This is a genomic window from Lyngbya aestuarii BL J (assembly GCF_000478195.2).
GTDB classification, from domain to species: Bacteria; Cyanobacteriota; Cyanobacteriia; order Cyanobacteriales; family Microcoleaceae; genus Capilliphycus; species Capilliphycus aestuarii.
Genome location: NZ_AUZM01000071.1, coordinates 1 through 13,636, shown reverse-complemented (window position 1 = coordinate 13,636; position 13,636 = coordinate 1). Strand labels below are relative to the sequence as shown.

Annotated in this window: 11 protein-coding genes; 4 read left to right on the top strand and 7 right to left on the bottom strand. The window is 40.3% G+C overall.

Going from position 1 to position 13,636, the window contains the following annotated elements:
- The first annotated feature begins 414 nt into the window (after positions 1–414).
- Entirely contained in the window at positions 415–1,623 is a 1,209-nt protein-coding gene (locus tag M595_RS22240) for an HhoA/HhoB/HtrA family serine endopeptidase (protein WP_023068728.1), read from the top strand.
- 78 nt (positions 1,624–1,701) lie between these two features.
- Here the strand turns inward: M595_RS22240 and M595_RS22235 are convergent, their stop codons facing one another.
- Complete coding sequence (locus tag M595_RS22235) at positions 1,702–2,058, bottom strand: DUF760 domain-containing protein (protein ID WP_023068727.1); 357 nt, start codon at positions 2,056–2,058, stop codon at positions 1,702–1,704.
- A gap of 485 nt (positions 2,059–2,543) precedes the next feature.
- On the opposite strand from M595_RS22235, the gene M595_RS22230 reads away from it, so the two are divergent.
- Together M595_RS22230 and M595_RS32495 are read left to right on the top strand one after the other, a co-directional pair.
- Positions 2,544–3,026 (top strand): response regulator transcription factor, encoded by a 483-nt coding sequence (locus M595_RS22230; protein WP_023068721.1) that lies wholly within the window; start codon positions 2,544–2,546, stop codon positions 3,024–3,026.
- Between the two features lie 9 nt (positions 3,027–3,035).
- Positions 3,036–3,260, top strand: coding sequence for a response regulator transcription factor (locus M595_RS32495; RefSeq protein ID WP_023068744.1), 225 nt, complete (start codon positions 3,036–3,038; stop codon positions 3,258–3,260).
- A 6-nt stretch (positions 3,261–3,266) separates the two neighbouring features.
- Here M595_RS32495 and M595_RS22225 read toward each other — a convergent pair whose 3' ends face one another.
- The 6 genes from M595_RS22225 to M595_RS22200 all read right to left on the bottom strand — a co-directional run bounded on the left by M595_RS22225 (position 3,267) and on the right by M595_RS22200 (position 12,666).
- The gene (locus tag M595_RS22225; protein WP_023068734.1) at positions 3,267–4,367 is read right to left on the bottom strand and encodes a hybrid sensor histidine kinase/response regulator; all 1,101 of its coding nucleotides are present in this window, start codon (positions 4,365–4,367) and stop codon (positions 3,267–3,269) included.
- 43 nt (positions 4,368–4,410) lie between these two features.
- A complete protein-coding gene (locus M595_RS22220) occupies positions 4,411–7,533 on the bottom strand; it encodes a PAS domain S-box protein (RefSeq protein WP_023068729.1) in 3,123 nt (1,040 codons plus the stop codon).
- 303 nt (positions 7,534–7,836) lie between these two features.
- Complete coding sequence (locus M595_RS22215; protein WP_023068746.1) at positions 7,837–10,377, bottom strand: calcium-binding protein; 2,541 nt, start codon at positions 10,375–10,377, stop codon at positions 7,837–7,839.
- Positions 10,378–10,723: 346 nt separating this feature from the next.
- Positions 10,724–11,323, bottom strand: coding sequence for a hypothetical protein (locus tag M595_RS22210; RefSeq protein ID WP_023068724.1), 600 nt, complete (start codon positions 11,321–11,323; stop codon positions 10,724–10,726).
- Positions 11,324–11,563: 240 nt separating this feature from the next.
- The gene (scpB, locus tag M595_RS22205; RefSeq protein ID WP_023068742.1) at positions 11,564–12,109 is read right to left on the bottom strand and encodes an SMC-Scp complex subunit ScpB; all 546 of its coding nucleotides are present in this window, start codon (positions 12,107–12,109) and stop codon (positions 11,564–11,566) included.
- A gap of 104 nt (positions 12,110–12,213) precedes the next feature.
- On the bottom strand, positions 12,214–12,666 hold the full coding sequence (locus M595_RS22200) for a tetratricopeptide repeat protein (RefSeq protein WP_023068733.1): 453 nt from the start codon (positions 12,664–12,666) through the stop codon (positions 12,214–12,216).
- A 277-nt stretch (positions 12,667–12,943) separates the two neighbouring features.
- Between M595_RS22200 and M595_RS22195 the strand changes: the two genes are divergently transcribed.
- Positions 12,944–13,636, top strand: a 693-nt coding sequence (locus tag M595_RS22195) for an iron uptake porin (protein WP_023068730.1), incomplete at its 3' end; no start/stop codon positions are given.

Genomic DNA, 13,636 nt, shown 5'->3' with positions numbered 1-13,636 from the left:
CCTGTTGAGAAAGGGTTCACGCTCTCCTGATCCTACCGTACCGAGATCCCAAAGGAGTCAAAAATTAAAAACTATCTCTCTCAGCTTAAAGATTTTTAGACTAAATTGGAAATATGAGATCAAACAGGAGATAATTCATAGGTATCTTTCCTCTGCCCCGAGTTTAATTCAGTCAACACAGGTCTGATCAACGGGTGAAAGCAGGAAAGGAAAATCGGGAATCTAACCGAGAACTCTGGTCTGATCGACAATTGTTCTGGATGCTTACCGTTTATCGCTGACATCTTTTACGGTTTGAGCGTGATAGGTTCAAAAAAAGGTTGACCCGACCCGCTTGTTTAATTTCCAACTTTAAGTAGAGACTCCAGCAGATTTTTTGCTTGGGGAGAAGACGTATCCATCGGAAAAGTGCAGATGAACTTGTCTATAAAACAACTCACAGTATACTTGGCTTTATTCTCCATCGGTGGAGGCACAGGATGGTTAGGAAATCGGTATCTGCAAGCGAAAAACTTCACTCAAAACTCTCTTGCTGTTCCTGTGGTTCGTCAGCTACCTGCTGATACTCAACCTCTAGTTCCAGAAAGACGAGTGGTTGAACGCAGCAGTCCGAACTTTATTGCCGAAGCTGCCGAAATTGTCGGCCCGGCTGTCGTGCGAATTGATGCCGCTCGTCCATCCAAAAACGGGCCGGGTGCTTTGAATAACCCACTTTTTAAGCGGTTTTTTGGTGACCAAGTTCCAGAGTCTAGCGAACGAGTACGACGAGGAACAGGTTCCGGCTTTATTGTGGCCTCCGATGGTCGGTTGATTACCAATGCTCACGTGGTTGATGGGGCCGAAACTGTACTTGTTACCCTCAAAGATGGTCGCACTTTTGAAGGTAAAGTTAAAGGGATTGATGATTTAACGGATGTTGCGGCGATTAAAATTGATGTTAAAGATTTACCGATAGCACCTATGGGGCGCTCTGATCGGATTGTTCCGGGGCAGTGGGCGATTGCGATTGGTAATCCTTTAGGGTTAGATAATACGGTAACAGTGGGGATTATTAGTGCCACAGGTCGTTCAAGTTCTCAGGTGGGGATTCCCAAGAAGCGGGTGCGGTTTATTCAAACAGATGCGGCGATTAATCCGGGGAATTCAGGGGGGCCGTTATTGAATGATCAAGGAGAAGTGATTGGGGTGAATACGGCGATTCGAGCCAATGCTCAAGGGTTGGGGTTTGCGATTCCCATTGAAACAGCCGTCAGAATTGCCAATCAGCTCTTTGAAAAAGGAAAGGCCGATCATCCCTTCTTAGGGGTGCAAATGGTGGAGTTAACGCCTAAAATCAAAGCGGAAATGAGCGAACAGCTTGACGTGAAGTTGTCTGAAGACCGAGGTGTATTGGTTGTGAGGGTTGTTGAAGATTCTCCGGCTGCCAAAGCCGGAATACTAAAAGGAGATATTCTCCAAAAAGTGAGCGGTCTTGCGGTCGTTACTCCCACTCAAGTTCAAGAAGAAGTCGAAATGCGGGAAATTGGCGAGGAGTTGGCAATTGAAGTTAACCGCGAAGGAAAAGTTCAAACCCTCAAACTGAAAACCGCCACCTTTCCCGACTCCGCTTTATCGGGGGATTGACTCTTATTGAGGGCGTAAGGGAAGCGTACAAGGGAATGGGATAACATTAATCAATCACCAATCCCTACTTCTGAATTCCTACTCTCGTTTGTCTCTTTTGGGGGAATTCGGAGAGGTTGAGGAGACTTGACCAAAACTTTCATCCAAGTGCATCCGTTGTTCCATCTGACGCAGAAAATATCCGGTCATCATTGCTGAGGCTAACAGCCCCGCTAAGTTCTCCCGGTTGGTTGTAATCTGCACATCAAAGTCATCAGAGGGTAATACACCAATCAATCCCTGAACATTTTTGGAAATGATTTCTTTGATTTCTGGGCTAGCGGATTGGGCAATGTGAGATAGGATCTCTGGATGTTGGTGTTGTAAATAACTCAATAAAGCGTTTTCCGAAGTTTCGTTACCATTGGATTTGATGAAGTCGGAGTAAAAGACCATGAGGTGATTCCGAATGTCTGCCTGCTATATTTAATAGTTTAAACCACCGAGGAAGAAATGGTTAGAGAAAATCTGAAAAAAAATTGAGATAGTGGAATTTTATTGACGATCATTATCGAGTCTACTCAAGCTTGAGTAGATTTGAAGCACCCTCTCACCAATCACTCACTCAATTTTTGCGATCGCTTGAGAGTCGTAATGATGATATTGATCATGATCGGCGCGTGCAGGATCTAAACACTCTAATTTTGGTGTCATCTAAACTGCTGTGTCTTAAAATAGCATAACTTGATCCCTCTTTTCAAAAAAACGACTATCCGGATTGTTTGGGTTCGATGTTACATCGTGATTGAGGTCGGAGAACACATGATAATCTCGGCGATCCTTTAACGTTTATGATTAGATTGGCAAGTGATCATCGGACCAAATTTTGTCTAATGCTGACTAAAATTGATCTGTAAATAGTCCTCTGGAGATCAATAATCATGAAATACATTTTGATTGTAGAAGATGAACCCGACATCAGAAATAATCTGAAGGAATTCTTAGAACTCGAAGATTATTGGGTTTGGGAAGCTAGTTCAGGGGTTGAAGGATTGGAGATTTTTCAACGGGAATCTATCGATCTGGTTATTTCTGATATTATGATGCCGCAAATGGATGGTTTTGAGCTTTGTCGTCAGATCCGCAATAGTCAAACGGGACGGTTAATTCCCTTTATTTTTTTATCGGCTCAGGCTGATATTTCCGCCCTAAAAAAAGGTTATAATTACGGGGCAGATGAGTATTTAATTAAGCCCTGTAGCCTCGAAGAATTAAACTTAAAAATCCAGGCTTTATTGAATAAAAATGAACGAATTCACAAAGAAATTACCTGCTTACTCCAAAAATCGACTGTTGATTTGACCCCATTACCCCAACCTCCAGAAAATCTATCTCAAAATCAACAATCAGAGTTGTTTTCTTGATCAGAAAAGTTGACTCTTACTAATGCCGAAGAACGAGTCTTTTTTGAAGTCATTCAAGGTTTCACCAATAAAGAAATTGGTGAGCATTTATTTATTAGCGATCGCACCGTTCAAGCTCATCTACGAAATATTCTCCGAAAACTCAACCTCAAAAATCGTTCTCATCTAGTTCGTTTTGCCTTTGAAAATGGCTATAAACCTCAAGACCAATTAGAAAACAATCAATCAGATTGAGGTCAGCTAAAAGCTATTAATTTGTACAGTAAATATTGCTCCTTTCGGATGATTTTCTGACACTGAAATTGTGCCTCCATGAGCCTCAACCACGACTTTACAAAAAGCTAAACCTAATCCTGTTTGAGAAACATTTTTCATCAGGGTTCCGACTTTATATTTTTCAAAAATACTGGTTCGCAATTCTTCACTAACTCCTGGCCCCGAATCTATCACTTTAATTTGAACTCCTTTTGCGTCTACAGACTCTGCTTTGAAGATAATTTGACTCCCAGACGGCGAGAACTTCAACGCATTGGAGAGTAAATTATCAAGTACCCGTTGAAACATCGGCGGATCGACATTAATTGTACAGGGTTGTTGAGGAATATCACTCAGTAACTCAATGTCTTTAGTGCTAGCGAGAGCGGCAAAATTTTCAACAGCAGAGCGACAGATTTCGTCCAAATCAATATCACAACGGTTCAACACCATCTTACCGGATTCCAGTTTAGCCATCGTTAGCAAGCTATTAATTAAAGCGTTTAGTCGTTTAGAAGTCTCTAAAATTTTATCGGCTTTTAGATCGCGCTTTTCGGGGGAGATCTTGGGATGTTTTAATAACTCGGTTTCAAAAATAATAGAAGCGAGAGGATTTCGCAGATCGTGAACGATCATATTCACCATATCTTCTCGCATTTGTAGGAGAGATTGCTGTTCTTTGAGCGAGGTTTGTAAGTGGTCATATTGTTTTTTTATCCGAATCATCGAATCCAATCTGGCTCGCAATTCCACACTATTAACCGGTTTACTTAAAAAGTCATTTGCTCCTGCTTGTAAACAAACTGCAAGGTCTTTTTTTGAACTCAAGGCGGTTAGCATAATAATCGGAATGTGTTGCCATCTCTGATTAGCTTTGATGCGTCTACAAACTTCTATACCATCAATTTCTGGCATCATCACATCCAGTAAAATAACATCCGGTTGTAGATTATCTAATCGTTCTAAAGCCTTGACTCCACTGCTGGCATAATGTAAGATATAACCCTGTTTATCCAGTAGGGTTTCGAGCACTTCAAAATTATGGGGTTGATCGTCAACAATCAAGATCGAGACAGTATTGTTCATAAATAAGATTTGATATATAGTTTGTTAGATTTCCACTCAATATTTAAGCAGAAATATCCTTCTGATCAGAGTTTAGCAAGTTCTGAATCATTCCGAGTAGTTGTTTTAATTTTAACGGCTTAGTCATGTACTCATTTGCACCCGCTTCCCGACATTTTGCTACATCTTCAGCCATCGCTAATGCAGTCACAGCAATAATTGGAATTTGGGTTAAAGATGGGTTAGTCCGAATTTCACGAATGGCTTCTAGTCCGTCCATTTCAGGCATCTGAATATCCATTAAAATTAAGTTCGGTTGATGTTGTTTGCTCATCTCAACTGCTTCTCGACCGTTTTTAGCGATGAGGAGTTGATAGTTGTAGCTTGTGAGATAATCGGAAACTGTATCAATATTAGATTGATTATCCTCTGCTAATAATAGTAAAGGAGAGGATTTTTTGGGTTGGGTTTGTGAATCGATACTCAAGGTTTGAGAAGCAGAAAAAGAGGTATTTTCCTCAGAGATAGAGACTTGATTATGATGGGAATAAGGAAGATGAATTGTGAAACAACTCCCCTGACCAACTTGACTGGTGACACTGACTCGACCTCCATGCAATTCAACAATTTGTCGTACTAAAGCCAGTCCCAAGCCAGTACCTGCATATTGACGGTTCAGGCGGTTATCAAGCTGAACAAAGGGTTTAAACAGTTTCTTGAGATTTTCTGGAGCAATTCCAATCCCCGTATCTCTGACTGAAATTTTCAGCGAATATGCCTTTTCTTGGGTTTGATTTGAAGTCAATTTTTTATCTGTGGTCGTTTCTTTCCCCAACTCTGCGCTCACGGTAACTTGACCCCTTTCTGGTGTAAATTTTATCGCATTACTGAGGATATTTATTAACGCCTGACGCATCCGTAGCTCATCAATCAAAATCACTTCATCGAGTTCTGAGGAAATCTGAGTCGTTAGTTTAATCTGTTTTTTTATCGCTTGTTGTCGCAAAAAGATTAAACTATTTTCGATCAGTTCTTGTAGAGAAACAGAGGTAATTTCAAGTTCAATTTTTCCGGCTTCTATTTTGGATAAATCCAGAATATCGTTGATTAAATCCAGCAAATGTTGACCGCTAATTTCAATAATACTAATCGCTTTTTTTTGCTCTTCGTTGAGCGAGCCGAACACCTCCTCTTGTAACCCTTCTGACATCCCGATCACCGCATTTAAAGGGGTTCGTAATTCATGGCTCATATTGGCTAAAAATTCGTCTTTTGCTCGGGTTGCTCGTTCTAATTTGAGGTTGGTGAGTTCTAAGCGTTCGTTGGTTCGGTGTAATTGTTTTTCGGCTTGTTTGCGTTCGGTAATATCTCGACAAACACAAATTAACTTTTCATCTTCTGTGAAAGTGAGAGACAATTCTTCAGTAAAACTGCTACCATCTTTGCGCCTGACGATTGCTTCTCCTCGCCAATGTCCCTGCTGCATTAAAATTGGAAATACTTCTTGTTCTAAGCGCTGAAGTTCGGCTTCTGAATAGAATTGTTTCCAGGTTTTCCCCAATAATTCTTCGGGGTGTTGATAACCAAATAGTTTGAGATTAGCTTGATTGAGATAACTATAGGTATCTCCCGCTAAAATTGCAATGCCATCAATGGAAGCTTCTATTGCAGCTAATTTTTGTTTGAGAGCTTCTTCAATTTGTTTTCTTTGAGTAATATCGTTACGAATAGCTAAATATTGAAAGGGTTTTCCTTTACTATTGATAAAAGGAACAATAGTAGAATCAACCCAGTAAAAGCTACCATCTTTGGCTTGGTTTTTAATTTCACCTCGCCAGACTTCTCCTCGGGAAATTGTTTGCCAAAGATCGGTAAAGAATTTCGGAGGATGATAACCCGAATTAATGATCCTATGAGTTTGACCAATTAATTCATTTTGAGAATATTGGGAAATTTCACAAAACCTGTCGTTGGCATAGGTGATTACTCCCTTCTCATCGGTAATAGCCACCAGAGCCGCTTGATCCAAAGCAAACTTAAAATCAGATAATTCTTTGAGAGTTTTGCGAAGTTTTTCATCCGCTTTTTTGCGTTCGGTAATTTCGCGAAAAATCCCCTCAGTTGCTATCAATTTTCCATCTTTAAAAATCCCATTTAAATTTCCTTCTACCCAGATAGTCCGTCCATCTTTTGTTAAAAACTTAACTTCTTTGTTCGCATAGAAAATCCCCTGGAGAATAGAGTTTAGGACTTGCTTGCAGTCATGATAATGATCGGGATCGATTACGTCAAAAATAGATAAATTTTTCAGATCTGCTTCGGTATATCCCAGAATATTTCGCCATGTTTTGTTAACAAATAAAATTCGTCCATCGGCGGCTACACTTTGAATTAAGTCCGGCGCATTATCAAAGAAATTTTGCAGTCTTGCTTCCCGTTCTTGTAATTCTTGAGTTCGCTGTTTTACTTTCGCTTCTAGTTCTTGGTTGAGTTTAAAAAGGGTTTCTTGCGCTTTTTCTTTTTGTTGATAAAGTTGAGCTTGATGGATGGCGATCGCCAGTTGTTCGGCAACATTTTCTAAAAAAATAATCTCTGTATTTTGCCATTGACGAAATTGAACGCATTGATGTCCAATTAACAATCCCCAGGATTGATGATTCACATAAATTGGAACAATTACAGTGGCTTTGACTTTATGTTTTTCTAAAAATTTTATATAGCAATCGGGATATTCTAATTCATAAATATTGGAAATTGAGCGAATTTTCTTATTGGCGAAAGATGCAGCAAAATCTTTGGGTAAAGAACAGTTTTCAACTCGGTCAATTCTGAGAAGACTATAGAAGCTTGATAGAGATTCTGCAACGATTTGTCCTGGGTAATCTGAATCGAACTGAAAAACAACCATGCGATCGCAATCAAGAAACTCCCGAATTTCTGTTACCGTTGTTTGTAAAATATTTTCTAAATCCAGAGTCGCCCGAATCCGAGCCGTAATTTGGGTCAGTAGTTGTTCTCGTTTCAACGAAGTTCTCAACTCTTGGGTGCGTTCATTAACTTGCTGTTCAACTTCTTGAGTTCGATTGTTGATGAATTCCTGCTTTTCAGCTTCTAAACGAGAGACTTTTTTTTGTAAAGTTTCAACTAACTGATAGATTTCTAATTGCGAATCATTATTTGTTGTCATTATCCTTTTTCCCAAACGCATTTAGATCAAATGGCGAGCTATCTTTAAAAAAATTTACATAAAATCTCCCTTTTCTGAACAATTTTTCAACTGACCCCAGAGGAGTCCTTGCTACTCTATTTCCAGGTTACACTTTTCAACTTCCGTTGGCTACCGTGAAATTACTGAACTTGTCCAAGCTTGCGATCGCCGAAGCAAACCTTCCAGTTTTCTCAAACAAAAAAAAGGGGATGAAATCGTTTTCATCCCCGTCGTTTCGTTTTGTTAGATGTTATTGAAGTTCGTAACTGTGGATTATTTCAGTTAGAAGAAAGATAAGCTAGAATCACCTACGGTTCCACTTAAGAGCGAATCACTAGAACTTGGGTCGTTAACTGTCACATCTAATATATCGCTAGAACCTGACTCGTTAACTGCTACTTCTAATACCGAATTACTAGAAGTTGAATCATTTTCGGTCGTATCTAATCCCAGATCATTTGTACCAATCGATGAATCAGCAGTAATCAAACTGGTATCATTAGTAGTAGGATCACTAACGCTCGCATCTAACAGAGGATCGTTACCCGTTGAATCATTGACATTCACATTGATTAAGGAATCACCCGAGGTTGAATCACCAACTGTTGTACTATCACCTGAGGTAATTGTTTCACCGGTCAAAGGGTCAACGGTATTATCAACCGTGTTATCAACTACATCGGTGGTTTGGTCAACGGTGGGGTCAACGGTTTCTCCCGAGTCGGTTCCTAAATTCCCATCAACAATATCGGTTACTTGGTCAACGGTATCATCGATAATGTTATCAACCGTATCTGTTGTTTGGTCAACGGTATCATCGAGATTTGCGTCTAAACCACTATCAACAATATCGGTAGTTTGGTCAACCGTATTATCAACCGTGTTATCAACTACATCGGTGGTTTGGTCAACGGTGGGGTCAACGGTTCCTCCCGAGTCGGTTCCTAAATTCCCATCAACAATATCGGTTACTTGGTCAACGGTATCATCGATAATGTTATCAACCGTATCTGTTGTTTGGTCAACGGTATCATCAAGATTTCCGTCTACAACACTATCAACAATATCGGTAGTTTGGTCAACCGTATTATCAACCGTGTTATCAACTACATCGGTGGTTTGGTCAACGGTGGGGTCAACGGTTCCTCCCGAGTCGGTTCCTAAATTCCCATCAACAATATCGGTTACTTGGTCAACGGTATCATCGATAATGTTATCAACAATATCGGTGGTTTGATCAACTGTGGAGTCTAAATTACCGTTTAATACACCATCAACAACATTGCCAACTTGATCAACCGTACCATCAACAATGTTATCAACAATATCGGTGGTTTGGTCAACAATGGGGTCAACGGTTTCTCCCGAGTCTGTTCCTAAGTTCCCATCAACAATATCGGGGGTTTGATCAACTGTGGAGTCTAAATTACCGTTTAATGCACCATCAACAACATTGCCAACTTGATCAACCGTACCATCAACAATGTTATCAACAATATCGGTGGTTTGGTCAACAATGGGGTCAACGGTTTCTCCCGAGTCTGTTCCTAAGTTCCCATCAACAATATCGGGGGTTTGATCAACTGTGGAGTCTAAATTACCGTTTAATGCACCATCAACAACATTGCCAACTTGATCAACCGTACCATCAACAATGTTATCAACAATATCGGTGGTTTGGTCAACAATGGGGTCAACGGTTTCTCCCGAGTCTGTTCCTAAGTTCCCATCAACAATATCGGGGGTTTGATCAACTGTGGAGTCTAAATTACCGTTTAATGCACCATCAACAACATCGGTTGTCGAGTCAACTATCGAGTTTTCACCCGCATTTAAGCTACCATCACCGGAATTATTACCCGCATTATTACCGGAGTTTGCAGTATTATCACCTGTGGAGTTCTCACCCGCATTTAAGCTACCATCACCCGCAGCATTATCTGTGATGTTATCAATTATGGGGGGATTTAAAATAATAGTAGGTTCGGAGAAAGTATTATCCTGGCTGGAATCACTAGGATTCACATCGTTAGTGCTTGTATTTTGACCGTTTGTATTTTGACCGTTTGTATTTGGTTCGCTACTATTGCTACTATTAATCAAAACTTGAAAATCAACGGAAAAATCGGAAATATCTATCTGATTAACATCAACATCTTTAAGAATAACTAAAAACTGACCTGTTGTTTTATCTTGAATGATAGTATCCTTAGCATTCCTTCCTGTTCCTTGAAGAATGTTGAGGTTCTCAAAAGTTTGACTTTCGCCTAATTCAATTAAATCTTGTCCATTTTGAAAGTCGGTGATAACACTCGCTCTAGAGAGTTGAGAACTTCCTGTATTTTTACCAATAACAAAGAAATCTTTTCCTTCACCCCCGGTTAGCGTATCAGTTCCCGCATCTCCGTAGACAATATCATCACCGAGATCGCCATAAATGAGATCGTCTCCCTCGCCACCATAAACGGTGTCGTTTCCTTTTCCACCATGAACGGTATCATTTCCAATATCCCCACGAACAATATCATTATCGCGATCGCCTAATACGAAATCATTACCCGCTCCGCCTTGAATGTCATCGTTATTTTTCCCGCCATGAATGGTATCATTTCCTTCTTCTCCAAAAAGCAAGTCATCATGTTGGTTTCCGAAGATGAAATCATCTCCACCCAAACCCCGCAAAATATCATTTCCTTCTAAACCAAACAGAAGTTCTTTCTTTTCTGTTCCTTTCACGTCATCAACTTTTTCAGAAGACAGTGATAGTAAAAGCTCGTGATTGGGGAATGAAGCTGTAAAAAAGGAAGTGTCAAAGCTAGCCATGTTTCTATTCTCCTGTATGCTTTGTGAGTGTTTTTAGAATCTGAGGTTGAAGCTTTAAAACTTTGATTTCTAAAAGCTTTTTGCTTACATTCACATCATAGTTAGACCAGAAGGTTAGAGACATCGGCTAATACGCTAATATTTCTCTAAGCGAAAAGGCTAGCTGTTGAACTAAGCTAAATGACTAAGCAATATAAGCGATTTGGCTTAGATAGTTTTTTTCTGATAACACCTTCATTAAATAAGTCTGAAATTACCGACAAAAAAATGGAGATGAAAATTGTTTCATCCCCAAGAGTCTGTTTGGAAAATTTTTATTCAGCTTTAGTACAACGGAATATTTCCACTAAAATAAGCTCGAATCACTGACAGTCCCACTGATGATCGGATCAATTGTAGTGATCATGGGATGATTAACAGTTCCATCTAATAGTGGCTCACTTGTACCCATGACTGTTGGAATACTAATAGTTCCATCTAATAATGGATGAATTGTACCCATTGTTAAGTCACCAACAATTAGACTCGTATCAATAGCCATCGGATCACTAACTATCATCTCGTCGAACACAGGCTCATTAATGGGAGTGATAACAGTCGCATCTAATAACGGATTAGGAGCGATAATCGTCTCACCAGTTAAGGGATCAACAACGCCTTCTGGGTTAATTTGAAAGTGACTATCAACTACAGTATTAACTTGCTCAACTGTATCATTGATAATAGGATCAACTCCATCAATCACTTGATCAATTCGGGTGTCTGTTTCTGCATTTAAGCCTTCACTGAGAATCTCATTGACTTGAGTCATAATATGATCGATGCTCTGATGAAGACTCTCTATAATGGGATTGAGAGTTCCATGAAAATCTTCAATCAGAAGATTAGGATTTACGGAGTTAACATTTTCTGAAGACTGTAAATCCTGAACAAATTCAGTAGCCATGTGTCATTTATCCTATTAACAAAAATCTAGATTTAGTCTAGTAAAAAATTCTATTGATTGATGCTTTAGAGAGAAGAACATAGAAATCCGATTGAACTCGAAAAATTCAAACATCCAAAATTTAGGCTTCTGCAAAAATCTGGAAACTTGACCTTCACAAATCCATGATGACTGCTACATTAAGTTTTACGAAAACCCCAGGAATAGCAGTGAGTTTTATCAGATAAAACTATAGTGCTATTATTCCCCAGTATATCTATTTTCGCTGCCATTTTGCTCCGGTTCATCACCACCCTTAACGGGAAAACTGAGAGACAATTGCTGGGGAAGCTTATCCACCTGAAAATATTGGTGAAACTTTTTCGTCACTTGTAACCAATAAGAGCGGGTGTCTTTTTGTTTCCGCTTGTGAATAAATCCTAATTCCACTAATTCGTGAACCTGTTGATAAGCCCCTGAACCTCGCAGATCAACCAGATCAGTTTGAGCAATTCCGTCATTGAGTGCGATCGCCGCCAAAGTTCTTAAGGCTCCGACTCCTAACTCGGGCTGTATCAAAGTATCGACTAAATCTGCATAGGTTTGACGTAACTGTAGAGCATAGTATCCCTTCTTCATTTCTAGCACTTCTAAGGCACTTTCTCGATGAGCATAATCAGACATGAGTTGAATTAAAGCGTCTTCGACTTCCCCGCGATCGCATTGAATCAGTTCCGCCATATCACTTAAGGAAACGGGTTCTCCCTTCAGATATAAAATAGCTTCGACTTTGGCTAATATACTCATTTAATCAACAAAAAAAATCCAACACTCAAAACGAATCGCTGTTGTCATCTATTAAACCGTGATCATTTTGACCAAGTTAAAAAAAGTAAAATTTTCACAGCAAATTATTCTCGCTGTCTGGCTAACTTTCTTTCCCGAATGGCTTCTAAATGTTGTTTCAGTAATATAAGCTGTTCGCCCTTGTCCTGTTGTCCATACAATTCACTCGCATTGAGTAAATTAACAACACTATCATCATCTTGACGCAAATTTGCATAAGCTAGTCCGCGATTGTGATAAGCTTCAGCCAGAGTAGAAACCTGTTGAATCGCTCGACTAAAGTAATCAATTGCTTTGCGATAATTTTTTTGCTGATAGGCGTTATAGCCCTGCTGAAACTGAACAGCCGCTTCAGTTCCCGCGTCCGAGTCCGGGAGTATTGCAGGTAATGGAATCGCTTGTTCAAATAAAATCGAAAGACTACCTGCACCCCAGTAGGCATAAATCATCGCACCAATTCCCACCCCCGCAACCACAATCACCAATGTCAACCAGGTTAGAAAGCTTGCTATCTCCATAGGGCAGGAATCTCAGGTTAATTAACGAGTCAACTCAAAGATGATAGCATTTTCGGTTAGAAGTTCAGAAATCAACACAGAGTCAACCGTAATCCGTGACAAAAGAGGGATAACGCGATCAATACTCTTGACGGTGACGATCAAAGCCAAGCTTTCAGTGAGTTCTGACCATTTACTGCAAAATGACCCATAATAGGACAAAATAGGACAAAGAGGAATTGGATATGATAGTTAAGATCTATCCACTAAACCTCGATTCGTGTGAGGAGAGAGAGTAATGTCAGAACGATCATTGAACGCTTGGCTATGGAGTCCGGCTGTTTTAGGCGCGAGTTTGATCGCGTCATCCCCTGTATTTGCGGAAATCTCTGTTACCCCAGAAGCAGAATCGAAACGATTAGAAATCGCCACAGATGCTTCTCGATTTCCCACAACCTATCTCGAACCCACAAGATCACAACCCTCGGAACAGTTAGCTCAAGTTCCGGTTAATCCCCATAGTGGTGGTGTTGGTTCGCCGCAAAACATGAGTCAAGTTCAGGTGTCTGATTTGGACACTTCCCTTGATGGCGCTGAGGCTGATTCTTCCCAACAGCTTAATGAATATTTTCGCGAAGGTCGAGGTTCCAAGAAAAAACAGCAAGTCACCTCGGTTTCCCAACTGTCAGACGTTCAACCGACAGACTGGGCGTTTCAGGCATTACAGTCTCTAGTTGAACGTTATGGTTGTATTGCCGGATATCCAGATGGAACCTATAAAGGAAACCGGGCTTTAACTCGTTATGAATTTGCCGCAGGTATCAACGCTTGTTTAGAACGCATTAACGAACTGATTAATGCGTCTACAGCCGACTTGGTGACGCGGGAAGATTTGGCGAGACTGCAACGGTTAATGGAAGAATTCGCCGCTGAACTGGCCGCCCTGCGAGGTCGGGTTACAGTTCTCGAAGCCCGGGCATCTGAACTCGAA